We start from the raw sequence: 26139 nt of genomic DNA, 5'->3' as shown, positions 1-26139 counted from the left end.
ACTAGCTCGTGAACGTGAAGTACTTCCACGCGCCGTAGGTCGTGGAGTTGACGGTGTCGCCGGAGGTGCCGTTGATGTAGTCGGAACGGACCCGGAAGCGCCAGCCGACGTCGTCCTTGTGGCTGCCGGTGAACTCGACCTGCGAGATGCCGCTGGTGGCCAGCGCGAAGTACTTCGAGTCGTCCGAGTACCACTTGCCCTGGTAGTAGACCTGGAAGTCGAACCGCTGCGAACGGCCGCTGTAGTACGGCATCTTGGTCGTGAACAGCGGGTTCTTGGTCTTGTGGAAGAAGGCGTAGGTCTGGCCCCAGACCTTCTCCGTCTTGTACTGGCGGCTCGCCGTCATGGAGATGCTGACCTTGGCGCCCACCGAGCTGGACACCGACCGCGGCTGCCAGCGGGCGTCGCCCGTGAACTTCGCGGTGACCTTGGTGTCCCGCTTGAGGTCCAGGGTGACGGACAGGTTGCCGTGCGAGTCGACCTTCCCGGACTTCGCCAGCTTGTTCGGCTTGTCCGAGCCGAACGGGTCGGCCCAGATCTCCACCGTGCGGTTCTTGTACGTCGTGCCGAGATGGGCCGTGAACTTCACGTCCTTCCCGTACGAGTACACCTTGCCGTTGTTGTTCAGCGTCAGCGTCGGCTTGGCACGCGAGACGTCCACGGTGTCCTTGCCGGAGGCGGCCGTGTGCTCGGCGTCGCCCGCGTAGGAGACCGTGTACGTCACCTTGCCGCCGGCTGGCGGGGTGTCGGTGAAGGAGTAGGTGCCGTCGGCCTTGACCGTGACGGCGGGCAGCGCCTTCCCGTTGGGGGAGTCCAGGTCGGTGCGGACGACCGTGACCTGGGTGCCGGCGGGCAGCGCGGTCGTCGAGGAGACCGTGCCGGTGACGGTGAGCTGCTTGGCGCGGGTCGCCGACGCCGGGGCGTTCACCGTGACGGTGGTGGCCGCCCGGCCCGGGGTGTCGTACTCGCGCAGGGAGTAGGCGCCGTTGCCGTTGTACGACACCGCGAACAGCCGGGAGCCGTCGGGCGCCCAGGCGAGGCCGGCGGCGGCGAGTTCGTCGGAACCGCTGCCGCCACTCGTGTTGGGCAGGTCGTACGTGCGGACGGCCTCGCTGCTGCCCGGGTGGAAGATGTAGATGTCCGAGTTGTACAGGGCGTCGCTGCCGCCCGCGACCGTGCCGTCGGGCGCGATGGCGACCGCGTTCGGGTAGTTGATGCTGGTGTACTTGCCGTCCTCGTTGAGGTCGGACGTCTTGAAGATCTGGTGGTAGTACGGCGCTCCGCTGGCCACCACGACGTCCTTGCCGTCGGGGGTGACCTGGAGGTCGTTGACGTTGCTGCCGTCGGTGCGGATGTGGGCCAGCTGGGTCGCGGTGCCCGACGAGACGTCGTAGGAGGTCAGTGAGGCGGGGCTGGTGTCGCGGTCCCCCGCGACCAGGATGTCGGTGCCCGGTGCCGCGTCCAGGACGGGCGCCGAGTACCAGCTGTTGTCCTGGTTGAGGGTGACGTCGTGCTGGTCGTTCGTCAGGTCGACGGAGCCGATGTTGCCCTCGGCGGAATCGCCGTAGCCGAACCACAGCCTGCCGTCCGCGAGGGCGACGCTGCGCGGCTTGTCGCCCACGGCGTAGCGCGCGGTCTCGGCGTCCGTCGCGGTGTCGATGACGGCGACGGCGTCCAGGTCCCGGACGGCCGCGTAGAGGGTGCCGGAGTCGGCGGACAGCTCAAGGCCGGTGACCCCGGAGAGGTCGCTGGTGAGCTGCTTGAGCACGTTGCCCGAGTAGTCGGTCACGACGATCTTGCCGTTGCTCGGGTCGCTGATGAAGACCTGCTGGTGGACGCCGTCGACGACGATGTCACCGATCGACTTGATCGGCAGCAGGGCGCTGCCGTCGGCGAAGGCCGGCGTGGTGGCGGCCAGGGCCGCGGAGCTGAAGAGGACCGCCAGGGTGGTGGTGGCCGTGATGGTGCGGGTGCGCATACGCACGCTGATTCGAACCCCCCGGATCGAATGAAGTGGGTGCCACGGACCGCGGTCCACATGTGTGCGTGCGCTGTGGGCCGTGGGTGGCGGATGCGATGAAGACTAGGACATGCCACTGACAAACATCACCTGGGATTCCCCGCCGCGCGCACGGGCCGGGTGTGGCGTATGCGTCGAAGGTGATACCGGGCCGGTCGGCTCGCCTCGTCGAGGTGGTCGTCGCACCGGAAGCCGTGGCTGCTCCGGCCGTCCTTGTGGTGGCCGGCCTCGGCGGGCAGGTGGGGGCGTCAGCGGGGTGCGTGTTCGGCGGTGGCCGGCGTGGTGGAACGGGAGTTGTCCGTCGCTCGGGCGGGCCCCGCGTTCGCGGCCGTGATGAGTGCGGCCACCGCGATCACGGCAGCTGCCACACTACGGACGGTGGGGGTCCCCCCGATCGAGCGAAGCCGGGAGTGGGGGAGTGCGGTGGGGCGTGCGGATGTGCGTCCGAGCACGGCGACCTCGCAACGACAGGGGCGGGTTAAGCGTGTTTAATTCGCCGTTTAACCTAGGGGCTGACAGAGCTCAACGGCAAGGGGTCCAGGGGGAGTTGGGGGGAGTGACAGAATGCAGGAACGGGACGATCCGGTGACCGTCGGGCGGCGGGTGCAGCAGCTGCGCACCGAACGGGGGCTGACCCAGCGGCAGCTGGCCGAGCCGGCCTACACACCGGCCTACATCTCCACGCTGGAGGCCGGCCGGGTACGGGCCTCCGACGAGGCGCTGCGGCACATCGCCGGGCGGCTCGGCGTCGGCTTCGAGGAACTGGCCAGCGGGCGCCCCGCCCATCTCGCCACCGACCTCAGGCTGCGGCTCACCGAGGCGCAGCGCACCCTGGCCACCGGTGCGGCCGAGGAGGCCGCCGCCCTGTACGCCGCCCTCTTCGAGGAGGCGGAGGCGCACGGGCTGACGTTCGAGCAGGCCACCGCGCTGCTCGGGATGGGCGAGTGCGCCCTGGACACCGGTGAGCTGGGCCGGGCCCGGGAGTTCTTCGAACGGGCCGAGCTGTGGACGGCCGACGAACCGCTGCCGGTGCGCGTCCCGGCGATCCGAGGCCGGGCCGTCAGCCACTACCTGGCCGGTGAACTCCGGTACGCCGTCTACCTCCTTGAGACCACGCTCGACGAGCTGAACCGCAGCGGCCTGCACGACCCGGACGCGCTCCTGCTCCTCTACGCCTCCGCCATCGGCCCGTACATGGACATGGGCGCCCACGCCCGTGCCGCCCAGGCCGCCGAACTCGCCCTCGCCCTCGCCCCGCAGGCCGGCGATCCCGCGCTGATCGCCCGGATGCACCGCTCCGTCGCCCGCACCCTGCTCGCCGAGGGCCGGGTCGCCGAGGCGGACGCCTCGCTGGCCAAGGCCGCCGAGCTGTACCGCCAGCTCCAGCTCCGCACCGAACTCGCCAACTGCCACTGGATGCGCGGCTACGTCTGCGCCCAGAACGGCGAACTGGAGCGTGCGGAAGGGGAGTTGCGGGAGGCACTGGCGATGCTGTCGGAGACCCGGGCGGCTCTGTACCGCAGCCAGGCCGCCGTCGAGCTCGCCGACGTACTGCACCGCCGGGACAAGTCCGAGGAGGCCGCCGCGCTGCTGAACGACGTGCTCGGCGACTTCTCCTCCGAGCGCGGCGCGGTGCACGCGGCAGCCGCGCACCGCCTGCTCGGCATCATCGCCGAGGACGCCCGGGAGACGGAGGCCGCGGAGGAGCACTACGTCCGCGCCCTGAGCCTGCTGGAGCGGGCGGGCGCGGCCGGCGACCTGGCGGACCTGTGCCGGCTGCTGGGGGACCTGCTGCGCCGCACCGGCCGGGTGGAGGCGGCCCTGGACGCCTACCGCACGGGCCTCGGCCACCGTACGGCCCCCGGCACCACGACCCTGGGCCCGGCACCGGCGCAGCCGCCGCTGTAGGGGCTGCCGCTACCGTCCGGTAGTTGTCGCACGATCGACATCGTGACCGCTGCGCTGTCGTGTTTCCTGCCTGCCCGGCACGATCCAGGCGGCCCGCCTGACGGGCGAGTCCCACCTGCGCGGCACACTTGCGCCGGGGCGCTGGGCGGACCTCACGGTGCGGGACCGCGACCCGGCGAACGCCTCCGGCGAGGAGCTGCGGGGCCCTCCAGGGGCGCGGGGTTGTATTGATGTGTGGCTCCGCCGCGTGGGCGCGACAAGCCCCCACCGGCCGTCAGCCACCACACAGCCTTCTCTCTGCCAACTGACGCCCACCCCATAGACACCCTCGTTAGCGTCCCGGGCGTGCACAACCAACGGACGGCAACCGACACCGCGCGCCTCCTCCTCCGCGCCCTCGTCCACGCAGTCCTCGGCGGTACCGCCCTCCTCGCCATCGCGACCGTCGCCTCCGTCCTCGGCCCCACCCTCGCCCTCGACCTCTACACCCCACCGGTCGCGGCCTGGTGGACCGTGTTCACGGCGGTCGCCGTCCAGGGCGTCCCCTTCCTCCTCCTCGGCACCGTCGTCTCCGCGGCGATCGGCGCCTTCGTCCCGGAGCGGGTGTTCACCCGTCTCCTCCCCCGCAACCAGGCCCTCGCCGTTCCCGTGGCGGGGGCCGCCGGCGTCGTACTCCCGGGCTGCGAGTGCGCGTCCGTCCCCGTGGCCGGCAGCCTGATGCGCCGCGGGGTCGCCCCGGCCGCGGCCCTCGCCTTCCTCCTCTCCGCACCGGCCATCAACCCGGTGGTGCTGGTGGCGACCTCGATCGCGTTCCCCGGCCGGCCGGAGATGGTCCTGGCCCGGCTGCTCGCCTCCCTCGGCACCGCGGTGGTGATGGGCTGGCTGTGGGCACGCTTCGGCCGCGACGAGTGGCTGCGCCCACCCCGCACCGCCCAGGACTCCCACGCCACCGGCGCACGCGCCTTCGTCACCGGCCTCCAGCACGACTTCCTGCACGCCGGCGGCTTCCTGGTGCTGGGCGCGGCGGCCGCGGCCACCTTCAACATCGCCGTGCCCGGATCGGTCCTGGACGTCTTCACCGGCTCCGCGTGGACGGCCGTCCCCCTCCTCGCCGTGCTCGCCGTCGTGCTGTGCGTGTGCAGCGAGGCCGACGCCTTCGTGGCCGCCTCGCTCAGCGCCTTCCCGGCCACGGCGAGGCTGGCGTTCATGGTGGTGGGCCCGATGGTCGACCTGAAGCTGATCGCCCTCCAGGCGGGCACCTTCGGCCGGGGTTTCGCGCTCCGCTTCTCCTCGGCGACCTGGCTGGTGGCGCTGTCCTCGTCCGTGCTGGTGGGGTGGTGGCTGCTGTGAGCCGATACGGCGGACCGGTGCTGCTCTGCCTGGTCGGCGCGGCGGTCCTGCGGATCACCCTCTTCGGCGACCTGTACCTCAGATACGTCCAGGCGTCCCTGCGCCCGTACCTGATCACCTCCGGGATCGCGCTGATCCTGCTGGGCCTCACGACGGCGCTCCTGAAGAGCCTCACGGTTCAGGAAGAGGACCACCACCACAACCACGGCCCCCGGATCGCCTGGCTGCTCACCCTCCCCGCTCTCGCCCTGCTCCTCTTCCCGCCGCCCGCGCTCGGCTCGTACAGCGCGGAGCGCGAGGCGGCGCAGCGGGCCGCGCAGGGGGTCGGGGCCTTCCCGGCGCTGCCCGCCGGGAACCCGCTGGGGCTGACGCTCGCCGAGTTCAGCTCGCGGGCGATCTACGACAGCGGGCGCTCGCTGACCGGCCGTACCGTCCGGATGACGGGCTTCGTCACGCACGGCTCGGACGGCACCTGGTACCTGACCCGGCTGATGGTCACCTGCTGCGCCGCCGACGCCACCACCAGCAAGGTGGAGATCAGGGGCGAGGACGCGCCGCTCACCGACACCTGGGTCACCGTCACCGGCACCTGGCACCCCAAGGGCAGGCTGGGTTCGGACGCGGCCTGGCCGCCGGTGCTGGACGCGAGGTCGGCACGCACGGTGAGCCAGCCGTCGGACCCGTACGAGACGCCGTAGCCCGTTCGGCCCTGGTGACCGGGTCGTGCCGCCGCGCATGACGGACGGTGGCAACCGTAGGCACCGGCACACGAACCCCGGCATTCACCGGCGTACGAAGGGAACCCTCCCGCCCATGCGTATCGATCTGACAGGACGTGCCGCACTGGTCACCGGCTCCACGCAGGGGATCGGTGCGGCCATCGCCGTGGGGCTCGCCCGGGCCGGGGCCCGTGTGGGCGTCAACGGCCGTGACGAACGCCGGGTGGCCGACAGCGTGCGGGCGCTGGCCGAGCAGGCCCCCGGCGCCGACCTGGTGCCGGTGGCCGCCGACGTCGCCACCGACGAGGGCGCGGCCCGGGCGACGGAGCTGCTGCCCCAGGTGGACATCCTCGTCAACAACCTGGGGGTTTTCGGGGCCGCCGACCCGTTGGAGCTCAGCGACGACGAATGGCGCCGCTACTTCGAGGTCAACGTGCTGGCCGCGGTACGGCTGACGCGGCTGTACCTGCCGGGCATGACCGAACGCGGCTGGGGGCGCGTGCAGTACATCGCCAGCGACTCGGCGGTGGTCATCCCGGCCGAGATGATCCATTACGGGATGTCGAAGACCGCGCTGCTGGCGGTGAGCCGCGGCTTCGCCAAGAAGGCGGCCGGTACGGGCGTCACGGTGAACTCGGTCATCGCGGGCCCCACGCACACCGGCGGCGTCGAGGACTTCGTGTACGGACTCGTGGACCGGGATCTGCCGTGGGAGGAGGCGCAGCGGAGGTTCATGCGCGAGTACCGGCCGCAGTCCCTGCTGCAACGGCTGATCGAGCCGGAGGAGATCGCCCACATGGTCGTCTACCTCAGCTCCGAGCAGGCGTCGGCGACGACCGGGGGCGCCCTGCGGGTGGACGGCGGTTACGTCGACGCGATCCTCCCCTGACCGCCGGGGCCGGCTGCTACGCCTGCACCCGGCCCTGTTCGCGTACCTGGGCGAGGCGCCGGATGCCGATGTCGAGGGTCTGTTCGGCGGTGTCCGCCGGGAGGGTGCCGAGGGCGCCGGCGGTGAGGACGATCGCGTCGTCGCCGACGCGGACGACGGCGACGTCGACGGTGAGGGTGGTGGGATCGTCGCCCGGGGAGGGCTGCGCGGTGAGGGTGATCCGCAGCCCCTGCCGGGCCTCGCCGAACTCCGGCAGCCGGGAGTCGGCGACCTGGACGGCCGCGGTCCCGGCCGAGGTGGTCTGTGCGGCGAACTGCCCGCAGACGCCGGGGACGGCCCGCAGCCAGGCCAGGGTCCGGTCCACATCGGCGGCCCGGCTCGCGTAGACCTGGTAGCGGAGCTGGGCGTCGTCGTCGCCGTCGTCGAGGACGGTGACGGCGTGCGGGCCGGCCGGTTCCAGCAACTCGTCGGTGTACAGGGCGTCGAGGAGGCGCTGGCAGTCGGGCTGCCCGGCGACGGCCTTGAGCAGCCCGTCGTGCCAGGTGGCGGTGGAGTCGCCGGCCGTCCACGGCACCCCGAGGTCGGCCTCGCCGATCAGCGCCGACTGGGCCTGCCCGGGGGTGAGCGCCGGGGTACCGGGCGAGGCGGCCGGGCTGGTGGGAGCGGGGCGCTCGGCGGCGGTCGCGTTCGCCGCCGGGGAGGCGCCTCCCGCGGACGCTTCCGGCGGCCGGCCGGCCGTGCAGGCAGAGACGGCGAGCAGGCCGGCCACGGCAAGACCGGAGGCGATGACTCTCATGGCGGGGGCCTCCCCGGGAACAGGAGCGGTGGACGCGTGAGATCACGCCATCACCCCTGACGACCGCCTACCACCGCTCCGGTCCGTCCGGGTGAGTTCCCCGGGACATCACAGGCGTCCGGGTTCAGTGGACGTCCACGAAGTCCTGCGCCGAGCGGCTGGCGAAGTGGGTGCTGTTGCCGGCGTAGTCGACCGCCCAGGTGCCGTCGCGGGTCGCCTTCGGCTTGGCGGTGAAGTGTCCGGTGCTGTTGGTGGTCACCGTGGTCACGGTCTTCCAGGTGGAGGTGCCGGTCGCCCGGAACAGGACGGCGACCCGCTGACCGCCGTACGCCTTCCAGGCCGTGGTGTGGTGCTGCAGCACCCCCGTCACGGTGAGGGTCTTGCCCTTGGCCACCGGCTGCGGGGTGATCTTCAGCGAGGTGACCCGGCTGGCGGTCCGGGACTTCTTGACCGCGGTGGTGACCTGGTCCTGGTAGGTCGTGGAGGCGCGGTGGTGCGCCCGGTACCAGCCGGAGGCACGGTTGCTCGCGCTGATCGTGAAGGTGCCGTCGGCCTTGGCCTTCCCGGTGGCCACGCGGGTCCACCCGGTGCGCCCGTCGGCCGAGTACTCCAGGTCCACGGCCTGGCCGCCCACACCGGGTGAACGGCTCACGGTCGCGGCCAGCTTGCCGGACGCCGTGACCTTGTGGTCGGCGCCCAGGGCGGCCTTGAACCCCGTGATCGACAGCGGCATCTGGACCTGCTGGGTGACATCGGCCCAGGCGTTGCTGAGGTAGGGGGCTTCCGCGGACGTGCCGAGCGAGAAGGAGCCCGGACGGGTGACGGTGACCTTCACGCTGTACGAGCCGTCGGCGCCGGTCACCGCGGTGGTGGTGACCGCCGGTGCGGAGCCCCCGTCGGCGTAGCTCACCTGGATCGTGCGGCCCGCCAGGGGATGCACCGTGTACGGGCTGACCTGCTCGGTCCAGGTCGCCTTGCCGGACAGCGTGACCGTGGCGCCGGAGCGCACCGGGGAGGCCGAGGTCTTGGCGCCGATGCTGACGGCGCCGTCGATCCTCGCCAGGTTGGGCGCCAGCGTGCAGGCGGCGGTGCCCGCGACGTGCGCGGCCGGGTCGGTGCCCGGGTTGGCGGTCACCGAGATCCAGGCGCCGCCCGCCACGGTGATCGCCTGGCTGAAGGTGCCGTCGGCGGCCAGTGGGGCGTCCGTCGTCCTGGGGTCCAGCTCGGTCTCGGACAGCCATTTCACGGTCGCGAGGCCCGCGTACGGCTGGAGTTGCCCGGTGTAGGGATCGCGGCCGAGCACCGTGCCGGAGACGGTCACCGTCCGGTGGTCGGTGTCGGACGCGGCCCGGTCGGTGCGGGCCGTCTGGACGACCGGCTGGAGCGTGTAGTCCACCAGGCCGTACAGCTCCGTGGACAGGCCCGGGTAGTGGATGAGCGGCGCGTCGACGTAGGCGGCCCACGTGCCGTAGGCGTCGAGGTGGATCGGCCCGTCGGTCTGCCAGGTGTTCGCGGTACCGGTGGGCACCCAGCTGACCGGTACGGTCCACGAGCCGACGTGCAGCTCGGTCGGCAGGCTGTTCACGCTGGTGTCCAGCTTGAGAACCACCACGCCGCGGTGGTTCGCCAGGCTGTGGATGTCGCTCTTCTGGTTGGTGGAGTCGCCGGTCGAGGAACAGCTGGGCACCGTCGCGGCCGCCGCGGACGGTGCCGCGGCCGTCGTCACGGTCGCGGCCAGAAGGGCGGCCGTGACGGCCGCCGCCAGGTTCCTCGGCACGGAAGTCTTCGTCATGTGACCGATCATGACCGTCTGTCAGTCGGATGATCGGATCGCGTGTGGAGGTTGTGACGAATGTGTGACGCCGGCGCGGCCCGGAAAACCCTTCGCCCGCCGTCGGCCCGGCTTGCTACCGTCCCCGGCATGAAGCGCGCCCTGCCGTGTCCGTTCCTCACGACGACGCCGGAGACCGTCCCGGCGCGCTGACACCTGACCTGTCCGAAGCCCCGGGGCGAACGCCCCGGGGCTTTGTCGTGCCGCGGGTCGTTCGCCTCCCTGACGAAGGAGACCCGCCATGCAGGACCACCGCCGACTCGGCCGTGAACTCGACCTGTTCGACACCGACCCGCTGATGGGCGCGGGCCTGCCCTACTGGCTGCCCGACGGGGCGGTCGTACGGCACACCCTGGAGGAGTACGTCCGGGACGCGGAGCGGCGGGCCGGGTACCGGCACGTGTACTCACCCGTCCTCGGCAAACGCGAGCTGTACGAGATCTCCGGGCACTGGTCGCACTACCGCGAGGACATGTACCCGGCCATGCGGGTGGGGGCGGAGGAGGTCGTGCTGCGGCCGAGCCTGTGTCCGCATCACGCGCTGATCTATCGGTCCCGGTCCCGCAGCTACCGGGAACTGCCGCTCCGGATCGCCGAGTTGGGGGCCATGTACCGTGCCGAGCTGTCCGGTGTCCTCGGCGGACTCACCCGGGTGCGGGCCATCCAGCTCAACGACGCCCATATCTTCTGCACCCTCGACCAGGCCGTCGAAGAGGCCCGCGCCGCCCTGGAGCTGATCGCCCGCGCCTACGCCGACCTAGGCATCAGCGCCGTACGGCACCGGCTCTCGCTGCCCGGTGCGGGCGGGAAGTACGTCGCCGACCCGGAGCTGTGGCAGCGGGCCACCGTGCTGCTGCGGGAGGTGCTGGACCAGGCGGGCGTGGCGTACGAGGAGGCCGAGGGGGAGGCCGCGTTCTACGGCCCGAAGATCGACGTACAGATCGCGGACGCGGCGGGGCGCGAGTCGACCCTGTCCACCGTGCAGATCGACTTCCACCAGCCGCAGCGGTTCGATCTGCGGTACGTCGGGGCGGACGGCGGCAGGCACCGGCCGGTGATGGTGCACCGGAGCGTGATCGGGAGTGTGGAGCGGGCCGTCGCGCATCTGCTCGATGTGCACGGCGGGGCTTTCCCGGCCTGGCTGGCGCCGGTGCAGCTGCTCGTCCTGCCGGTCGCCGAGGCACAGCTGGCGCAGGCCGAGGCGCTGGCCGCGGCGGCGGTCGCGGACGGGCTGCGGGCCGAGGTCGCCGGTCCCGAGCAGGGCAGTCTGGGCGCGCGGGTGCGCGGCGGCAGGCTCGTGCCGTACCAGGCGGTGATCGGCGACCGCGAGGCCGAGGCGGGGCTGGCGGCCCTGCGACTGCGGGACGGGCGCCGGGTGGGTGCCTTGCCGGTGGCGGAGCTGGTGCGGCGGATCGGGGAACGGGTGGCGGGGCGGGGGACCGGGCTGTGGGACGAGTGACGAGTGACGGGCCGACCGGTGGACCGGCTGACCGGTGGACCGGCTGACCGGTGGACCGGGTGACGGGCCGGGTGACGGGGTGGCCGGGGAGGGCGGCGTCAGGTGAGGGCGGCCGCTGCCTCGCGGAGGTCGGTGAGGGCGGCGCGGGCCAGGTCGGGGAAGGGCTGGTCGTTCGCCGGGGTGATCCACCGGGCGAAGGCCGTGGCGAAGGCGCGGACGCCCAGGTCGGCGGCGAGGCTCGCGGTGGGGTCGGGGACGCCGCGGCGGCGGAGGGCGTCGGTCAGGGTCGCTGCGAGGTTGAGCTCCTTGAAGGCCAGGCGCTCCCGCAGTTCGGTGTGGCCGGCGATGACCGCGCTCAGGCGGGGGCCGAAGGCGCGCTGCTCGGGGGTGAAGGACGCGGTCAGGGCGTCCAGGGCCGCGGCGACCGCCTCCAGCGGGGTCGCGGCGGCCGGTGCGGCCTCGACGCCCTCGGTGAGGAGGCGGCCGTGCAGCTCCTGCCCGGCGAACAGCACCTCGCGCTTGTCCGGGAAGTGCCGGAAGAAGGTCGTCTTGGTCAGCCCGGCCCGCTCGGCGATCTGGGCGACGGTGGTGCTGTCGTAGCCCTGCTCGCCGAACAGGTCGATCGCGGCCTGCACGAGCCGGTGTCGTGCGTTCGGTTCCCATCGAGCCATGGGGACAGCCTAAGTGATGTGACTCGGTACCGTCACGGTGTACGGTGACGGTACCGAGTCACATCACCTTCTTCTCGTTCCCGGGAGAGCTGTCATGCGTGTCTTCGTCACCGGCGCCGGCGGTCATATCGCCTCCGCCGTCATTCCCGAACTGCTCCGGGCCGGGCACGAGGTCGTCGGCCTCGCCCGGTCCGACGACTCCGCCGCGGCCGTGACGGCACTGGGCGCCGAGGTGCGCCGCGGTGACCTCGCGGACCTGGACGGGCTGCGGGCGGCCGCGCGGGACGCCGACGCCGTCGTCCATCTCGCCTTCGACCACGCGGCCATGGCCGCCGGGGACATGGCCGGTGCCGCGGCCACCGACCTGGAGGTGACCCGGGCGTTCGGCGAGGTGCTCGCCGGCACCGGCAAGACCCTCATGGGGATCGGCATGGGGAGCGACGGCAACGAGCACGTCGAACAGGCCCTCAACGCCAACCCCCGGTCCGCCACCGGGCGCCTGGTCGGCGAACTCACCGAACAGGGCGTGCGTACCGTGCTCGTCGGGATACCGCCGGTCGTGCACAGCCCCCTGGACCGGGGCGGTTTCCTGCCGACACTGATCCGGATCGCCCGGGCCACGGGGGTCTCCGGCTATGCCGGGGACGGCGGCAACCGGTGGTCCGCCGTTCACACGCTGGACCTCGCCCGGCTCTACCGGCTGGCGCTGGAGCAGGCGCCCGCGGGAGCGCAACTGCACGCGGCGGCCGAGCAGGGCGTCACGGTGCGGGAGATCGCCGAGGTGATCGGGGCGCGGCTGGGGGTTCCGGCCGAGAGCATCCCGGGTGAGCGGGCCGCCGGGCACTTCGGGTTCTTCGGTGCGCTGATCACCTACGACATGCCGTTGAACAGTGAGCGGACGCGGGAGCTGCTGGGGTGGGAGCCGAGGGAGGCGGGGATTGTGGCCGACCTTGAGGAGGAGCACTACTTCAAGGACGAATGAGCCGGGGTGAGGGGCGACCGCCGGTGGGCCGGGGCAAGGGCGACCGGCGGTGGGCCGGTGCGGGTCCGTCGCGGCTGGTCGCGCCCGCGCGGCGGAACCGCACAGCGACACGGTCCCGCGCCCCTCGGGCGGTTCCCGTGCCGCCCGCCGGAACGTTCCGTCAGCCCCATAGAGTCGGGGCTGACGGAAGGAGCCCCCTGTGGCCGGTCAGCCCATCCCTGTGATCATCGACTGTGACACCGGTGTCGATGACGCCCTCGCCCTGCTGTTCGCCGTTCGGCATCCGGGGATCGATCTGCGCGCGGTGACCTGTGTCGCCGGGAACACGGACGTGGACGGGGTGGTCCGGAACACGCTGACCGTGCTGGAGCGGGCCGGGGCCGGGGACGTTCCCGTCGCGCGGGGGGCCGAGCGGCCGCTCATCGAGGCGGTCCGGTCGGCCCGCCATGTGCACGGCACGGACGGCATGGGGGACCTGGGGCTGCCCGCGCCCGCCCGCCGCCCCGCCGACGTCGACGCCGTCACCCTGCTCCGCCGCGAGATCCTCGCCTCGCCCCGCCCGGTCACCCTCGTCCCGACCGCGCCGCTCACCAACATCGCCCTGCTGCTGCGCACCCACCCCGAGGTCACCCGCAACATCGAGCGGATCGTCTTCATGGGCGGCGCGGTCGCCACCGGGAACGCCACACCGGTAGCCGAGTTCAACGTCTGGCACGATCCCGAGGCCGCCGCGGTCCTGCTCACCGCCGGAGTGCCGATCACCATGTACGGCCTGGACGTCTTCCAGCGGGTCGTGGTGCCGGGCGCGGAGGTGCGGAGGCTGCGGGCGAGTGCGGAACCCGGCGCCCGGCTCGCCGGTGACCTGCTCGCGCACCGGCCCGCCGCCCCGGACCCGGACGGCGACGACCCGTCCGGCGGTCTCGGCGACGCCGGCGCGGTCTGCGCCGTCGCCGACCCGGCCGGTCTGACCACCCGCCGGCTCCCGGTAGAGGTCTCCCTGACCCCGGGACCGACCCGGGGCCAGACCATCGTCGACCGCCGCCCCCGCCCGGGCGAGTCCGAGATCCACGGCGGCGGTCGTGAACGGGCCATGGTGGACGTGGCTTTGGACGTGGACGTGGCACGGTACGTGAACTTGTACCTGGAAACGGTCGCCACCGACTAGGCCGACGGCAGCGAGGGCCGGCGGCAGCGGAGGCCGACGGCCACCGAGGGGCAAAGGTGGCCGAACCCTGAAGCCACGGCTGGGACGTGGTGGGGGGTGGGGGGAACCGCGGCCTCGACCGCCCCTGCGGCCGGGGTCCGGTCCGGTCCGGCACGTCGAGAACCGCTGAGCCGCGTCCGTACGGGTACGCCCCAGCCGCTCAAGGCGGCTGGGGCGTACCCGTGTGCGGGGTGTGCGGGGCCTCGGGTCAGGCGCGGGTCGCCTTGCGGCGTCGCGTGGCGACGACGATCGCCGCGCCGCCGGCCAGCAGCACGGCCGCGCCGCCGGCGATGAGCGGGGTGGTGGAGCTGGCGCCGGTGTGGGCGAGGTCGCCGCCACCGCCGGAGTTGGTGCTCGGGGCCGACGCGGGGGCGGTCGTCGACGCGGACGCGGACGCGGAGGCGGAGGCCGACGAGGTGGCCGTGCCGGTCGCCTCGCTCTCCGAAGGCGACGGGGTCTCCGCGGCCGGCGGGGTGGTCTCCTCGGCCGGGGTCGACTCCGAGGCGGAGGCCGAGGGGGACGGGGAGGACGACTCGCCGGTCGCGCAGTCCTTCGTGCCGCCGTTCCAGGACGCGATCAGCTTGTCCTTGATGACCGCGTGGTCCGGACCGGCCGGCAGGTCGCCGTGCTCGAAGCCGTCGTTCGCGTCCTTCTCGCCGTCGAACTTGACCGCGCCCCGGTACAGGTCGATCTGCGCGAAGCAGCCGGCGTCCGGGACCGCGATGTCGAGGGAGTCGGTCTGGCCCTGCTTGACCGTCACCGAGTCGAAGTCGATGAAGATCTGTTCGCCCGAGGTGGCGAAGGTGGCGCCATGGGCCAGGTAGGAGGCGAGCGAGGCGGTGCAGCTCGCGGCGTCGGCGGCGGCGCGGACCTTGATGTGGACCTTACCGTCGTCGGTGACCTTCAGGTTCTGGTCGTCGACCTTCACCGAGTCGAAGAAGTTCGAGCCGTCCACCGAGAACTGGCACTTGTCGGTGCCGGTCTCCGTGCCGGCTCCGGTGCCGGGGCTGTAGTGGCCGCCGGACTTCCAGCCGTCACCGCCGGGGGTGCCGTGCGCGAAGGCGCCGGACGCCCCGGCGACGGAGGCGGCACACAGGGCGAACGACGCGAGGCCCGTCCCCAGCAGGCGGCGCGCGGTGACATGACTGGTTATGGACATGGATATCCCATCGTGGATCTCGCGAAAAGGGCAGCGGAGGCTGCGGAAAGCGAAGAAGACACCAGGCTCATTGGTCCCATGCGCCACGGTGTCCGCCCATGGTCGTGTGACGCGCCGAAGCCTGTCAACCTGCCCCGAATCACGAGATGTTCGGGGCTCATCACAACTCCCTCACACAGGGAATGATCCGCTCCGGGCGGTGTGAAGGTTCGCTTTCTCGGCAATATGGACAGACTTGTTCTCGGTTTCCCCCTGCTCGAACTCTGTCCCGCCCGAAAGGAACGCGCGTGGTCGACCTCTCCTCCCGGAACCCCGACTGGTGGCGCCAGGCCGTGATCTACCAGGTGTATCCGCGCAGCTTCGCCGACGCGGACGGCGACGGGCTCGGTGACCTCCGGGGCGTCACCGAGCGGCTGTCCCATCTGGGCGCGCTCGGCGTGGACGCCCTGTGGCTCAGCCCGTTCTACCCGTCCGAACTCGCCGACGGAGGCTACGACGTCGCCGACTACCGGGACGTCGACCCGCGCCTGGGCACCCTGGACGACTTCGACGTGATGGTCGCCGAGGCGCACCGGCTGGGCCTGAAGGTGATCGTCGACATCGTCCCGAACCACACCTCGCATCTGCACCCCTGGTTCCAGGAGGCCCTGCTCGCGGGCCCCGGTTCGGCGGCCCGCGACCGCTACGTCTTCCGGCCCGGACGCGGCGAGCACGGCGAACTCCCGCCCTCCGACTGGCAGTCGGTGTTCGGCGGCAGCGCCTGGCGCCGGGTCCCGGACGGCGAGTGGTACCTGCATCTCTTCGCCCCCGAGCAGCCCGACCTGAACTGGGCGCACGAGGAGGTCCGCGCCGACTTCCGTACCACCCTGCGCTTCTGGTCCGACCGGGGCGTCGACGGCTTCCGCGTCGACGTGGCGCACGCCCTGGTGAAGGACCTCGCCGAGCCGCTCCGGGACGTGGCGGAGTTCGGCGCGACCGGTGAGGAGGCGCTGGAGCGGGTACCGCCCGGCACGCACCCCTACTGGGACCGTGACGAGGTGCACGAGATCTTCCGGGACTGGCGCAAGATCTTCGACGCCTACACCCCGCCGCGCACGGCCGTCGCCGAGGCCTGGGTGCCCGGCGCCCGCCGCGCCCTGTACGCCCGCCCGGACGAACTCGGCCAGGCCTTCAACTTCGAGTACCTCCAGACCCCTTGGGACGCGGACGCCCTCCGTGAGGTCATCACCGGCTCCCTCGCCACCGCCCGCGCGGCCGGCGCCTCCGCCACCTGGGTGCTCTCCAACCACGACGTCGTACGGCACGCCTCCCGGCTGATGCTGCCGCCGGGTACGGACGAGAACGCCTGGCTGCTGTCCGGCGGCCGGGTGCCGGAGATCGATGCTTCTCATGGTCTCCGCCGGGCCCGCGCCGCCACCCTGCTGATGCTGGCGCTGCCCGGATCGTCGTACGTCTACCAGGGTGAGGAACTCGGGCTGCCCGAGGCCGCCGACCTGCCCGCGGCCGTCCTCCAGGACCCGGTCTGGGAACAGACGGGCCATGCCCGCAAGGGCCGCGACGGCTCCCGGGTGCCGCTGCCGTGGACGGCGGACGGACCGTCGTACGGCTTCGGGTCCGGCGGTGCCTGGCTGCCGCAGCCGCGGTGGTTCGCGTCGTACGCCGCCGAGACGCAGGCCGGTACGGCGGGCTCCACCCTGGAGCTGTACCGCACCGCGCTGCGGCTGCGCCGCAAGCTGATCGAAGGCGAGACGCTGACCTGGGCCGAAGCGCCGGAGGGGGTGCTGCACTTCGCCCGGTCGGAGGGCTGGCGGTGCGTCACGAACGTGTCGGACGCGCCGGTGCCACTGCCGCCGGGCGAAGTGCTGCTGGCCAGCGTGCCGCTGCCGCTGGACGGCACGCTGCCGCCCGACACCACGGTGTGGCTGGGCGCCTAGCCGGCGGTGGGGCTGGGGGCCGGGGAGACGCCGGCGGCATTGCCATCGGCATTGCCGGTGCCGACGCCGGCACCGCTGCCGGTGAAGCCGTTCTCACCCGGCAGCGCCGGCGGGCTGGTCGTGCTGTTGACCGGCGGGGTGAGGACGACCTGCGGCTGGCCCGCGTCCGGAGGCGGCGGGGTCAGATCGGTGGCGGGCAGCTTCGGCGGGGTCGTCTCCTGGAAGAGGACCGACGGGAAGTCGACCAGGCCGGTCTGCTCCATCACCGTGATGTGGTCCAGGACCGTGGCGTTGGCCTGGTCGGCCAGGATCCGCACCAGGGTGTTCCGGGTCGTGGAGCGGATCTTGGCGATCGTGTTGAAGATCGAACCGTGGGTGACCCGCAGGATGTTGGCGAAGTCCGTGTCGAACTTCTTGCCGCTGTCGGCGTTCAGGGTGTTGACGAACCCCTGCTGCTGCGGAGAGGGCAGGTTCGGGATGGTGATGTTGAGCATGGGCGCGATCTTGCGGCAGCTGGCGTCCAGCGCCGCGTGGCCGTCGATCAGGTGCTTGCTCGCGGTGAGGACCGCCTGGCTCTGACCCTTCTTCAGGCCGATCTGGCCGACGGGGTACTCCCACAGCCCGGCCGCGCGCACCTTCACCACGAAGTCACGGTCGCCTTCGGTCAGCGGCCCCCACTGGGTGTTGGCGATGACGCGGGTCGTGTCACTGGACACGGTGTTCACGCCCAGCATGCTCGGGTACGCCAGTGCCGCGAGGGTCAGGCTGAGGGCTCCGCCCACAAAGAGAGTTCCCGTCGCGTTCCGCGAAAAGCGCACTGGTGCCTCCTGCCGGTCATGGGTCCCGCGCAGGGGCGGGGTCGGTCGCCCATGAATACGGACGGGGGAGGCGCCGGAAACCTTTTGGTTTGGCAAAGAACTTGTGAGGCCTTGCTCTGCCGGGAGTGCCGCCTCCCCATGTCTTGCCCACGGGAGGGTGATGACTTCCCCTGGTCAGTGTGGCCATGACAAAGTCGCGGGCTAGCTTCGCCGCATGCCCCCACAGCCACCATCCCCGCGCGTTCCCCGCGGCGCCGCTCCCGGTCAGGGTCCTGGCCGGGGTCCCGGCCGTGGCCCCGCCGCGCTGCCCGTACTGCCCTACCGCAAGCCCACCAGGGGCCGCGACTACTGGGTGTTCGACGGCGTCCTGCCGGACGTGGACGCCGTACGCGAGCGCTGCCTGGCCAAGGACGACTGGGTCCAGGGATACCCGTACACCTCGGAGACCTGGCCCGGACTGCGCACCATGCCCGGCCTCGAACCCGCCGAACTCGCCGTCGTGGAAGGCCTGGTGAAGCAGGCGACCGGCGCCGGGAAACTGTGGGTGCAGCAGGCGCCCGGCGGCGGCACCCTCAACCACAACTGCGTCCAGGTCGTCGGCGAGGGCGAGAGCGAGCCGCGCCCGCACACCGACTCACGGGCGCTGTGCCGGTACGCGGCGGTGCTGTATCTCAACCCCGGTGTCGCCAAGGACTGCGGCACCGCCTTCTACCGCCAGTCGCTGCCCGGCGGCCGGCTCGGCGGCAACGTCGTCCAGGCCCCGCACAACAACCTGGTCGAGGCCCTGGGAACCCGGTTCGTCCCCGGCGACCACTTCGAGGAGGACGTCCGCGTCCCGCACAGGTACAACCGGCTGCTCCTCTACAACGCCAACCTCGTGCACAGCGCCACCGGTTACGCCGGCAAGACGCTGGAGGAGAAGCGGATGACGGCGGTGTTCTTCTGGATGGCCTGATGTCATAAGGGAGTTGAGCCGACGGACTCGGTGCCGGACTCGGTGCCGGACTCGGTACCGGACTCTGTAACGGCGGGCGTGACACGACCACGACGGTCCCGTGACGGCGAACCCCGAACTTCCCCGCCCGGGGCCGCATCGAAAGAGGTGTCCGGCAGAGAGCCGGGGAGAACACCACCGCTGGGGGATCCCATGTCGAACCGTCGCCGCCACCTCCGCAAGGCCGCCGCCGCCCTGACCGGCGCCGCCGCGCTGATGGCTCTGCTGACCGCGTGCAACGGCACCGCGACCGGCTCCGTCACCTCCGACGGCGGTACGGCGGCTCCGGCGGCGGGCGACGCGACGGGCGACGGCGGCTCCAAGGGCTCCAGCGGTTCGACCGGCTCGACCGGTTCGACCGGTTCCGGTTCCGGTTCCGGGGCCACGCCGGCCGGGAACACCGGGTCGGGGAGCAGCACGGGCGGGAGCACCGGCTCGTCCACCTCGGGCGGCTCGTCCACCTCAGGCGGTTCCTCGGCCTCCGGCGGCTCGGCGGCCGGCGCCTGCCAGGCCTCCGGACTCGGCTACTCCTGGGCCGACTCCGGCAGCGGCACCGGCCAGCAGAAGCACGCGGTCGTGGCGCTCACCAACAAGAGCGGCCACTCCTGCACGCTCTACGGCTTCCCGGGCGTCGACCTGGTCAACAGCGGTCAGCAGTGGTCGCTCCAGCGCACGAACGCCACCCCGAAGCGGGTCACCCTGGCGAACGGCGCCTCCGCCAACTTCACGATCACCTTCCTGGTGCCGGCGCAGGGCGACTCCACCACGTTCACGCCGACCACGGTCGTCATCACCGCGCCGGACCAGCGCACCTCGTACGACCTGCCGTGGCACGGCGGTGCCGTGGTGCTCCAGGACGGCGCGACCCACCCGGGGACGTACGTCGGCCCGGTCGGTGAGTGACAGCCGGGGTCCCGGGTGCGCCACCGGCGTCGTGGGGCTCGGAATCACCCGTTCGGAGTAACCCCCGTGGTGGCGGGCCAAGGTCGGCCGGATCGTCGTACCCATGACACAGCAGACGCATCCGGCACCCGCCCCGACCGGCGGCTGGACCACCGGCGGTGTCGTCTTCGCGGGGGTCCTCCTGCTGATCAACGGCGTCTTCGCCATCCTGCAGGGCATCTCCGCCATCGCCACCGACGACGTGTACGCGCGCATCCACAACTACGTCTACAAGATCAACCTCACCGGCTGGGGCTGGATCCTGTTGATCCTCGGCGTACTCGGCGTCGTGGCGGGCGCCGCCCTCCTCAAGGGCGCCCCCGGCTGGGCCCGCGGGGTCGGCATCTTCCTGGCCGCGCTGAGCATGCTCGCCCAGTTCCTGTTCCTGCCCTACGCCCCGCTCTGGGCCCTCATCATGATCGGCATCGACTTCTTCGTGATCTGGGCGCTGGCGGTGTACAAGCCGGAGCCCGCCTGACCTCTCGGGCTCACCCCGCGTCGCGGACGCAGCGGAAGCCGGTGTGGCCGGTGGAGCTGTCGGGGGTGTTGGCGGTGCGGGCGGCGACCCGGTAGCGGTTGCAGTAGGAGGCGTGGCACAGGTGGGAGCCGCCCCGGATGACCCGGGCGCCGCCGTGCTCGGTGTGAGCGCCGTGCTCGGTGCCCGTGCCGTGGTGGGTGCCCGTGCCGTGGTCGGTCGTCCACCGGTCGGCGCACCACTCCCACACGTTGCCGGACACGTTGTGCAGGCCGTACCCGTTGGGCGCGAAGGCGTCGACGGGGGCGGTGCCCAGGTATCCGTCGGCGGCGGTGTTACGGGTGGGGAAGGTCCCGCGCCAGATGTTGCACCGGTACTCCCCGTCCGGGTCCAGCTCGTCCCCCCAGGGATAGCGGGCCTGTTCCAGACCGCCCCGGGCGGCGTACTCCCACTCCGCCTCGGTGGGCAGCCGCTTGCCGGCCCAGGAGGCGTAGGCGGCGGCGTCGTACCAGGAGACATGGACGACGGGATGGCGGCCGAGCCCGTCAAGCCCGCTGCCCGGCCCGGCCGGCTGGTGCCAGGCGGCTCCCGCGACCGCGCACCACCAGGGCGTCTCCGGCGGCCGGGGCGCGCCCCGGCGCAGCGCGGCGGGCAGGAACCCGGCGAAGACGTACGACCAGCCCAGCCGTTCGGCGTCGGTGACGTACCCGGTGTCGGCGACGAAGGCGGCGTACTCGTCGTTGCTCACGGCGCAGGCGTCGACGAGGAACGGCGCCACGCGTACGGCCCGTACCGGCCCCTCCCCGTCCGTCGGAAAGCCGTCGGCGTCCTCGGCTCCCATGAGGAACTCCCCACCGGGGAGCGCGACCATGCCGGTGCCTCCGGGACTGTCGCCGGGGCCGGAGAGAGGCGGCCGTGCCGTCGAGAGGTCCGCGGGGGCGGCGGGTGTGCAGCAGGTGGACGGCGGACGGGTGGACTCCATGTGCGGAGTGTGCCGCAGGCACCTGTGGCGGGGGGAGCGCATGCGACCCGGGTCACAGGTCACGGAGCGCGCCGGGGCCGCTCGGCGCCGGGCGAGGAGTCGCGGCACCGTACCGAGGAGTCGGGGAGTCGTGGCACCGTACGAGGAGTCGTGGCACCCGTGCTGCCTCCCGGCCAGCGATAATCCCCCTCATGGCACCCCCCTCTGCCGCCGGACTCCCCCGCAGGACACCGGCCGCCACGTGAACCTCAACCTCAGCGAATTGCACCGCCGTCTGCTGCCGGACCTGCTGGCGGCCGGCGCCGCGTACCCCCTCGCCCTGACCGGCGACTACGCGGCCCAGGCCCACGGCCTGTTCGACCGCCCCGGCCGCACCCTGGAGGCCGCCACCCAGCACCCGGCGCCGATGCGGACGATCGCCGAGACCGTCGCCGCGGTCCTGCGCGACCACGGCTGGCGCGTGAGCATGCGCGAGACGGACCCGCTCTCCGCCCAGCTCATCGTCACCGACGCCGTGTCGGAGGAGGCCGGCGAGGTGGACCTCCTCAAGGAGGCCCTGTGGCATCCGCCGGTCCGGACGGAACTCGGCCTGACCCTGTCCCTCGAAGACACCGTCGGCATGCGGGTCTGGGCGCTGACCGACCGAGGCCTGCCCCGCGACCTCCTCGTCGTGCACGCGGCGGCGGACCGCTGGAGCCTGCCCGACCTGGAAGACCTCGGCCGCCGCCACGCCCGCGACACCTTCGACCTCACCGACCTCCAGTCCCGTCTGACGGGCACGGAGTGGATCGACGACCGGGTGTTCACCGCGCACGGCCTGGACGACCAGGACGTCACCGAACTCCGCCTGTGGGCCCAGGCCTGGGCCGACGACATCGCGGAACGCCTGATAGAGGCCCAGCCGCCGGAGGAATGACCGCTGCAGTGCTCCCGTCCGGCAGCTTCTACGCGGTGCGGGAGACCGCGACGCCGTTGCCAGATGGCTCGTGGAGTCCATGAAATTGCCGACTGGCCAGGGGTGTTGGGCACTACATGACTCAACGACCAGCGCCCCGCTCACTGTCCGGCGAAGCCCTCTCCAGCCTGCTCGGCCGGCAGCAGTTCGGCACGCTCGCCACCGTCAAGCGCAGTGGCCACCCCCACCTGACGACCATGGCGTACAGCTGGGATCCCGAAGCCCGCGTGGTGCGGTTCTCGACCACGGCCGACCGGATCAAAGTCCAGCACCTGCGGCGCGATCCACGCGCGGCGCTGCACGTGTCGGGCGGCGACGTGTGGTCGTTCGCCGTCGCCGAAGGCGAGGCCGTGGTCTCTGAGCGCACGACAGTTCCTGGGGACGCGGTCGGGCGGGAACTGCTCGGGATGATCCCGGAGGCCGGGAGGCCCGAGGACGAAGCCGCGTTCCTGGAGGAGTTGGTCGCCGAGCGCCGGGTGGTCATCCGGATGAATGTGGACCGGCTGTACGGCACAGTGCTCGACATCGACGGCTAGGACATGTCGGGCCCATGCTGGTCGCGGCCCCTCGTCGAAGTGCGCGGCATGCGCACGACCCGGGCGGCGCAGGCTCTTGTTCGTTCCTGCGCCGCTTCCGTCGGAGCGAACGGTGTCGGCGCGGCTGCCGTGTTCAAGTCGGTGCGGAGCCTTCGGCTTGGCCCGCCCTTTACATGTCCGCGATGTCAGCCGAGAATGCCCTGTCCCCACCTGAACCAGACGCAAGAGCGCACCCCTCCCCCCACTCCCCTGACCATCCCGTCACCGGAGCCTCGGAGAAAGGTGCGCCATGCGACGTGCCACAGCCCTCACCCGCCTGTGCGGCGGTGCCGCGCTCGTCGCGGTTGCCGTCGCCGTCGGTCTCGTCCTCGTACGGCACGACGCGCCCACTCCCAGATGGGACATCATCGAGACCCTCGGGGTCGCCGCCCTGGCCACCGGCGGATGGATACTCGCGTGCCGGACGGCGCCCACGGTGCGGGTCGAGTCGCCGGTGCCGGCGCAGGCCTCGATCCCGCGCTCGCTGCGCCGGCCGCCCCACGACTGGGGCCTGGCGGCGGGCGCGGTGCTGACGATCGTCACGCCGCTCGCCGTACTGCGGTTCGGATTCGCTCTGTACGAGGGGGCGCTGACGGTCCTCGCCCTCGTCGTGGGGTTAGGCCCCGGCTTCTGCCTGCTCGTCTGCGTCGCGACCGACCTGTTGGGGCACCGGCTGGGCCCCCGCCAGCGCGTCCTGTGCGCGGACGCCGCCGCAGGGCAGGTGCACGCCGTGCGCGTACGGATCGAGGCACCCATCTGGAAGCGGTACGAGACGCGCGGCGACAAGCCCGGCACGATCAAGGCCGAGCACACGCGCTGGCTCGAAGTGTCACCGGTCGGGGGTGGTGTCCCACTCCAGGTCTGTCCTATGTATCGGGCGGGCGTCGGCGCCTTCCTGACGCGCACCACCACGGACCTGCTCCAGGCCGGACTCCAACTCGGCGGCCACCAGGCCTGGATGTGCCTGCCGACGCGCTGGAAGCTGATCGAGAAGGAGCTTCCCGTAGCCCTCGTCGCCGACACCGGGCACGTGGTGTGGGGCGAGCTCTCCCGCGATGCCGCCGGCCAGTACCTCGCCGACCCCGTCAACCCGCACCCCACCTCTCCCGACCGCCCGAGCCTCGCCCTGTCCGGCCGTGCGAAGTTCCGCAAGGATCTGCACGCAGGCCAACTCGCCTGGCTGCTGGCCGCGTTCGCACTGGCCGCACCGGCTCTGCTCGGCGCCGTGGCGGGCTTCCCCGGCTCATTGCTCTGCGTCGGCACGGCGGTGGCCGTGGCCGCCTCCGCCCTGGGCATCACCCGCCGCGTCCGGGAACTGCCGGGCGAGATCGGCTGGACGGTCCGCGAGAGCCGGGACCCGGCGATCCGCTAGGCAAGCCGTGAAGTACGGGAAGCAGAACAGGCGGCCCGGAGCCGGAGCCCCGCTTTCCGCCGAGTGGCGAGGCCGGGCTGCTCGCTTGCTTCGCCGTTCGTGAAGAGCGCACGTCGGCCAACGCCCGCCCGTCCGCTCATGCCGGTCGCGTGAGCTGCCCGGCCCCCGGCTTCCGTGCCGCCAGGAACTCCACCACCGCCAGTGCGCACAGCAGGCACAGGGCGATGCCGAGCACCACCCAGCCGGTGGGGTACGACCACAGCAGGTAGACCAGCAGGGCCACGGCGACCAGGAGCCAGCTGATCCACGTGCGGTAACGGCGGACGAACGGGCCGACCGGACCGGTGCGCAGGCCGGCGTGGTCGGCGGTGGCGCGCACCGCGCCGATCCCGGAGGTCCACAGCCGCCGTACCAGCCCGGCGTACCGGCCCGGCCCGGTGAGCCAGGCGCCCAGGGCGACCACCACGGCCAGGGCCACGACCATGCGCACGGTGGTCCGGAGGAAGTGGACCAGCGCGTCGTAGACGGCGGCGGCCGCGTCCGGGGAGACACCGGCGGGCAGCCGGTCCAGATAGATCACCCGGAACACGCTCAGCCCGACGCCGAGGATCCCGGTGGTGACGGCGACGCCGACACAGCCCGCGACCAGGGCCCGGCGGCGCCGGACCGACAGCAGTACGCCGACGGCGACCAGCAGGACGGCCAGCACCGGCAGCCAGTTCCCGGCGAGTTGGAGCAGCCGTACGTAGGTCTTGACCTTGTCGATCTGGTCGGATCTCGCCAGGGTGAAGTCGGCGTGCACGGCGGGGATGTGCTCGGCGGGGGTCAGGCCCGCGTCGACGAGCCGCTGTTTGACCTGGTCCACGAGGGGGCCGAGGTCGAGGGTGACGGTGTCGTTCTTCAGCTGGACGGCGCCGCCGCCGCTGCCGGTGAGGGCCTTGTCGAGGGCGCTGTGGACTCGGCGGTTGGCGTCGGTCCAGACGGTCCTGAAGGCGTCCGACGCGGCGACCTTCCGGGCCTGGTCGTGGACGAAGCTGCGTACGGCCCCTTCGAGCGCGCCGCCCAGTCTGCCGCCGAGCGCCTGTTGCAGCCGGGGCCGGTCGGCGGGGGTCACGTCGGCGAGCAGGGCGGGCAGGTCGAGGCGGGTCATCAGCGCGTCGGTGGCCCGGTTCGCGACGGCGTCCTGCACGGCGGGGTCCGAGGCGAGCGGGGCGACGGTGGCGACGTAGCGGTTGGTGTCGCCCACCACGTCGGCGGCCCACGCGGCGACGACGGAGAGCGGGGCGAGGAGACAGCCGAGGACGACGAGCACGGCGCCGAGGAGGGACCTGCCGTGGTGCCGGGGCCGGGACGGCTGCCGGTCCCGCTCCTTCTCCAGAGCCGTCAGCCGCCCCCGCAACTCCTCCAGCTCGGTGCGCTGAGCGCCGCCGTCCGCGGGTACGCCACCGTCCTCCATCCGGGCCTCCTCCTCGCCGACGACCGGGCCGCGAGCCCGGCGTCGAACGGAGGGCTTGGCACGGGCGTGCCGACCATCGGCGCCGCCACGGCGGACGCGGCCACTGCCACCCTCACCCGGCGCCGCCGCGCCCACGAGCGCATGAAGGCCGTACGGGTGAAGCAGCCCCCGTCACCGGCTCGCCGGCTCCTGCTCCCGCTTCCCTCCCCGAGTCCGCCAGTAGGAGTAGCCCTCCGCGCCGAAGCCGGCGAGGGCCAGTACGACCCCCGCCCAGAACAGCGGCAGGCTCTCCCACCTCACGCCACCGAGCAGCGACAGGTCGATGCCGAGGATGGGCAGAAACACCGAACCGGCATCCCACCACCGCCCCCTACGGGCCTTGACGACGGCGGAACCCAACCCGAGTACGAAGACCAGCGCCATGAACGCCACCCATATCCGCATGACGGCAGTGTGACGTGTGTTTCTGTCATGGGGACAAGGGGAGTTGGGCCACCCGGTCGGCGCGGGCACTCGGCGCTCCCGCACCGGCAGGCGCCAGGGGGGGGTAGCCCGCTACACCCCCCTTTCGGGAGGGTGCTCCCTCGTGAGGGCCGGGGGTCCGGCGGAATGGTGGTGGGCGGAGACGCGGGCTTCTGGGAGGGAGGT

23 protein-coding genes are annotated in these 26139 nt (G+C 72.4%); 14 read left to right on the top strand and 9 right to left on the bottom strand.

The genetic code is table 11. The annotated features are described in order from the left end of the window. Position 1: 1 nt before the first annotated feature. Positions 2-1978 carry an Ig-like domain repeat protein gene (locus ACZ5K7_RS16355; RefSeq protein ID WP_468914039.1) on the bottom strand — a complete coding sequence of 659 codons (1977 nt, stop codon included), beginning with the start codon at positions 1976-1978 and terminating at the stop codon, positions 2-4. Positions 1979-2584: 606 nt separating this feature from the next. Between ACZ5K7_RS16355 and ACZ5K7_RS16350 the strand changes: the two genes are divergently transcribed. From ACZ5K7_RS16350 to ACZ5K7_RS16335, 4 genes are all read left to right on the top strand, one after another. Beyond that, positions 2585-3928: a helix-turn-helix domain-containing protein gene (locus ACZ5K7_RS16350; protein ID WP_351696093.1), complete on the top strand. Its 1344-nt coding sequence runs from the start codon at positions 2585-2587 to the stop codon at positions 3926-3928. A 345-nt stretch (positions 3929-4273) separates the two neighbouring features. After that, positions 4274-5278, top strand: a complete 1005-nt coding sequence (locus ACZ5K7_RS16345; protein ID WP_468914036.1) for a permease — start codon at positions 4274-4276, stop codon at positions 5276-5278. Then, a complete protein-coding gene (locus ACZ5K7_RS16340) occupies positions 5275-5976 on the top strand; it encodes a TIGR03943 family putative permease subunit (RefSeq protein ID WP_468914033.1) in 702 nt (233 codons plus the stop codon). The genes ACZ5K7_RS16345 and ACZ5K7_RS16340 overlap by 4 nt, the downstream gene beginning before the upstream one ends. A 115-nt stretch (positions 5977-6091) precedes the next feature. Continuing rightward, the gene (locus tag ACZ5K7_RS16335; RefSeq protein ID WP_468914030.1) at positions 6092-6886 is read left to right on the top strand and encodes an SDR family NAD(P)-dependent oxidoreductase; all 795 of its coding nucleotides are present in this window, start codon (positions 6092-6094) and stop codon (positions 6884-6886) included. A gap of 16 nt (positions 6887-6902) precedes the next feature. On the opposite strand, the gene ACZ5K7_RS16330 is transcribed toward ACZ5K7_RS16335, so the two are convergent. Next, complete coding sequence (locus ACZ5K7_RS16330; RefSeq protein ID WP_468914027.1) at positions 6903-7682, bottom strand: hypothetical protein; 780 nt, start codon at positions 7680-7682, stop codon at positions 6903-6905. A gap of 124 nt (positions 7683-7806) precedes the next feature. Then, on the bottom strand, positions 7807-9474 hold the full coding sequence (locus ACZ5K7_RS16325; RefSeq protein WP_468914024.1) for a hypothetical protein: 1668 nt from the start codon (positions 9472-9474) through the stop codon (positions 7807-7809). Positions 9475-9754: 280 nt separating this feature from the next. Here ACZ5K7_RS16325 and thrS point away from each other — a divergent pair, with 280 nt between their 5' ends. Continuing rightward, a complete protein-coding gene (gene thrS / locus ACZ5K7_RS16320; RefSeq protein ID WP_468914021.1) occupies positions 9755-10972 on the top strand; it encodes a threonine--tRNA ligase in 1218 nt (405 codons plus the stop codon). 98 nt (positions 10973-11070) lie between these two features. Here thrS and ACZ5K7_RS16315 read toward each other — a convergent pair whose 3' ends face one another. After that, positions 11071-11643, bottom strand: a complete 573-nt coding sequence (locus ACZ5K7_RS16315) for a TetR/AcrR family transcriptional regulator (protein WP_351696111.1) — start codon at positions 11641-11643, stop codon at positions 11071-11073. A 94-nt stretch (positions 11644-11737) separates the two neighbouring features. Here ACZ5K7_RS16315 and ACZ5K7_RS16310 point away from each other — a divergent pair, with 94 nt between their 5' ends. Then, positions 11738-12625, top strand: coding sequence for an SDR family oxidoreductase (locus ACZ5K7_RS16310; RefSeq protein WP_450971860.1), 888 nt, complete (start codon positions 11738-11740; stop codon positions 12623-12625). A gap of 199 nt (positions 12626-12824) precedes the next feature. Further along, positions 12825-13790: a nucleoside hydrolase gene (locus tag ACZ5K7_RS16305; protein ID WP_351696115.1), complete on the top strand. Its 966-nt coding sequence runs from the start codon at positions 12825-12827 to the stop codon at positions 13788-13790. 247 nt (positions 13791-14037) lie between these two features. Here ACZ5K7_RS16305 and ACZ5K7_RS16300 read toward each other — a convergent pair whose 3' ends face one another. Further along, positions 14038-14988: an LAETG motif-containing sortase-dependent surface protein gene (locus tag ACZ5K7_RS16300; protein ID WP_351696118.1), complete on the bottom strand. Its 951-nt coding sequence runs from the start codon at positions 14986-14988 to the stop codon at positions 14038-14040. A gap of 287 nt (positions 14989-15275) precedes the next feature. On the opposite strand from ACZ5K7_RS16300, the gene ACZ5K7_RS16295 reads away from it, so the two are divergent. Further along, positions 15276-16922, top strand: coding sequence for a glycoside hydrolase family 13 protein (locus ACZ5K7_RS16295; protein WP_351696120.1), 1647 nt, complete (start codon positions 15276-15278; stop codon positions 16920-16922). On the opposite strand, the gene ACZ5K7_RS16290 is transcribed toward ACZ5K7_RS16295, so the two are convergent. Then, positions 16919-17704, bottom strand: a complete 786-nt coding sequence (locus ACZ5K7_RS16290) for a DUF4142 domain-containing protein (protein ID WP_351696122.1) — start codon at positions 17702-17704, stop codon at positions 16919-16921. The two genes, ACZ5K7_RS16295 and ACZ5K7_RS16290, sit on opposite strands and share 4 nt — an antisense overlap. A 250-nt stretch (positions 17705-17954) precedes the next feature. Between ACZ5K7_RS16290 and ACZ5K7_RS16285 the strand changes: the two genes are divergently transcribed. The 3 genes from ACZ5K7_RS16285 (at position 17955) to ACZ5K7_RS16275 (ending at position 20154) form a co-directional block, all read left to right on the top strand. Continuing rightward, positions 17955-18695, top strand: a complete 741-nt coding sequence (locus ACZ5K7_RS16285) for a DUF6445 family protein (RefSeq protein WP_351696124.1) — start codon at positions 17955-17957, stop codon at positions 18693-18695. A gap of 192 nt (positions 18696-18887) precedes the next feature. Beyond that, positions 18888-19637: a DUF4232 domain-containing protein gene (locus tag ACZ5K7_RS16280; protein ID WP_468914014.1), complete on the top strand. Its 750-nt coding sequence runs from the start codon at positions 18888-18890 to the stop codon at positions 19635-19637. A 103-nt stretch (positions 19638-19740) separates the two neighbouring features. Next, on the top strand, positions 19741-20154 hold the full coding sequence (locus tag ACZ5K7_RS16275) for a DUF7144 family membrane protein (RefSeq protein WP_351696126.1): 414 nt from the start codon (positions 19741-19743) through the stop codon (positions 20152-20154). 10 nt (positions 20155-20164) lie between these two features. On the opposite strand, the gene ACZ5K7_RS16270 is transcribed toward ACZ5K7_RS16275, so the two are convergent. Next, positions 20165-21133, bottom strand: a complete 969-nt coding sequence (locus tag ACZ5K7_RS16270; RefSeq protein ID WP_468914011.1) for a formylglycine-generating enzyme family protein — start codon at positions 21131-21133, stop codon at positions 20165-20167. 241 nt (positions 21134-21374) lie between these two features. Between ACZ5K7_RS16270 and ACZ5K7_RS16265 the strand changes: the two genes are divergently transcribed. From ACZ5K7_RS16265 to ACZ5K7_RS16255, 3 genes are all read left to right on the top strand, one after another. Continuing rightward, positions 21375-22049, top strand: coding sequence for a hypothetical protein (locus ACZ5K7_RS16265; RefSeq protein WP_351696127.1), 675 nt, complete (start codon positions 21375-21377; stop codon positions 22047-22049). Between the two features lie 116 nt (positions 22050-22165). Beyond that, positions 22166-22624, top strand: a complete 459-nt coding sequence (locus tag ACZ5K7_RS16260; protein ID WP_351696129.1) for a pyridoxamine 5'-phosphate oxidase family protein — start codon at positions 22166-22168, stop codon at positions 22622-22624. A 289-nt stretch (positions 22625-22913) separates the two neighbouring features. Beyond that, positions 22914-24035 (top strand): hypothetical protein, encoded by a 1122-nt coding sequence (locus ACZ5K7_RS16255; protein ID WP_468914008.1) that lies wholly within the window; start codon positions 22914-22916, stop codon positions 24033-24035. A 136-nt stretch (positions 24036-24171) separates the two neighbouring features. On the opposite strand, the gene ACZ5K7_RS16250 is transcribed toward ACZ5K7_RS16255, so the two are convergent. Next, positions 24172-25491 carry a hypothetical protein gene (locus tag ACZ5K7_RS16250; RefSeq protein ID WP_468914005.1) on the bottom strand — a complete coding sequence of 440 codons (1320 nt, stop codon included), beginning with the start codon at positions 25489-25491 and terminating at the stop codon, positions 24172-24174. Between the two features lie 171 nt (positions 25492-25662). Further along, entirely contained in the window at positions 25663-25935 is a 273-nt protein-coding gene (locus tag ACZ5K7_RS16245; RefSeq protein ID WP_468914002.1) for a hypothetical protein, read from the bottom strand. Positions 25936-26139: the final 204 nt, after the last annotated feature.

The sequence above is a fragment of the Streptomyces sp. NPDC031497 genome, assembly GCF_055580905.1.
Note: the sequence above shows the minus strand (reverse complement) of the source record. Positions and strands in the feature narration are given on the sequence as shown.

Excerpts from the sequence above, each read along its gene's own strand:
- thrS (WP_468914021.1), top strand. The coding sequence starts at position 9,755 with ATGCAGGACCACCGCCGACTCGGCCGTGAACTCGACCTGTTCGACACC.
- ACZ5K7_RS16335 (WP_468914030.1), top strand. The coding sequence starts at position 6,092 with ATGCGTATCGATCTGACAGGACGTGCCGCACTGGTCACCGGCTCCACG.
- ACZ5K7_RS16285 (WP_351696124.1), top strand. The coding sequence starts at position 17,955 with ATGCCCCCACAGCCACCATCCCCGCGCGTTCCCCGCGGCGCCGCTCCC.
- ACZ5K7_RS16280 (WP_468914014.1), top strand. The coding sequence starts at position 18,888 with ATGTCGAACCGTCGCCGCCACCTCCGCAAGGCCGCCGCCGCCCTGACC.
- ACZ5K7_RS16330 (WP_468914027.1), bottom strand. The coding sequence starts at position 7,682 with ATGAGAGTCATCGCCTCCGGTCTTGCCGTGGCCGGCCTGCTCGCCGTC.
- ACZ5K7_RS16255 (WP_468914008.1), top strand. The coding sequence starts at position 22,914 with ATGCGACGTGCCACAGCCCTCACCCGCCTGTGCGGCGGTGCCGCGCTC.
- ACZ5K7_RS16325 (WP_468914024.1), bottom strand. The coding sequence starts at position 9,474 with ATGACGAAGACTTCCGTGCCGAGGAACCTGGCGGCGGCCGTCACGGCC.
- ACZ5K7_RS16250 (WP_468914005.1), bottom strand. The coding sequence starts at position 25,491 with ATGGAGGACGGTGGCGTACCCGCGGACGGCGGCGCTCAGCGCACCGAG.
- ACZ5K7_RS16355 (WP_468914039.1), bottom strand. The coding sequence starts at position 1,978 with ATGCGCACCCGCACCATCACGGCCACCACCACCCTGGCGGTCCTCTTC.
- ACZ5K7_RS16245 (WP_468914002.1), bottom strand. The coding sequence starts at position 25,935 with ATGCGGATATGGGTGGCGTTCATGGCGCTGGTCTTCGTACTCGGGTTG.
- ACZ5K7_RS16270 (WP_468914011.1), bottom strand. The coding sequence starts at position 21,133 with ATGGAGTCCACCCGTCCGCCGTCCACCTGCTGCACACCCGCCGCCCCC.
- ACZ5K7_RS16260 (WP_351696129.1), top strand. The coding sequence starts at position 22,166 with ATGACTCAACGACCAGCGCCCCGCTCACTGTCCGGCGAAGCCCTCTCC.
- ACZ5K7_RS16275 (WP_351696126.1), top strand. The coding sequence starts at position 19,741 with ATGACACAGCAGACGCATCCGGCACCCGCCCCGACCGGCGGCTGGACC.
- ACZ5K7_RS16300 (WP_351696118.1), bottom strand. The coding sequence starts at position 14,988 with ATGTCCATAACCAGTCATGTCACCGCGCGCCGCCTGCTGGGGACGGGC.
- ACZ5K7_RS16310 (WP_450971860.1), top strand. The coding sequence starts at position 11,738 with ATGCGTGTCTTCGTCACCGGCGCCGGCGGTCATATCGCCTCCGCCGTC.
- ACZ5K7_RS16350 (WP_351696093.1), top strand. The coding sequence starts at position 2,585 with ATGCAGGAACGGGACGATCCGGTGACCGTCGGGCGGCGGGTGCAGCAG.
- ACZ5K7_RS16315 (WP_351696111.1), bottom strand. The coding sequence starts at position 11,643 with ATGGCTCGATGGGAACCGAACGCACGACACCGGCTCGTGCAGGCCGCG.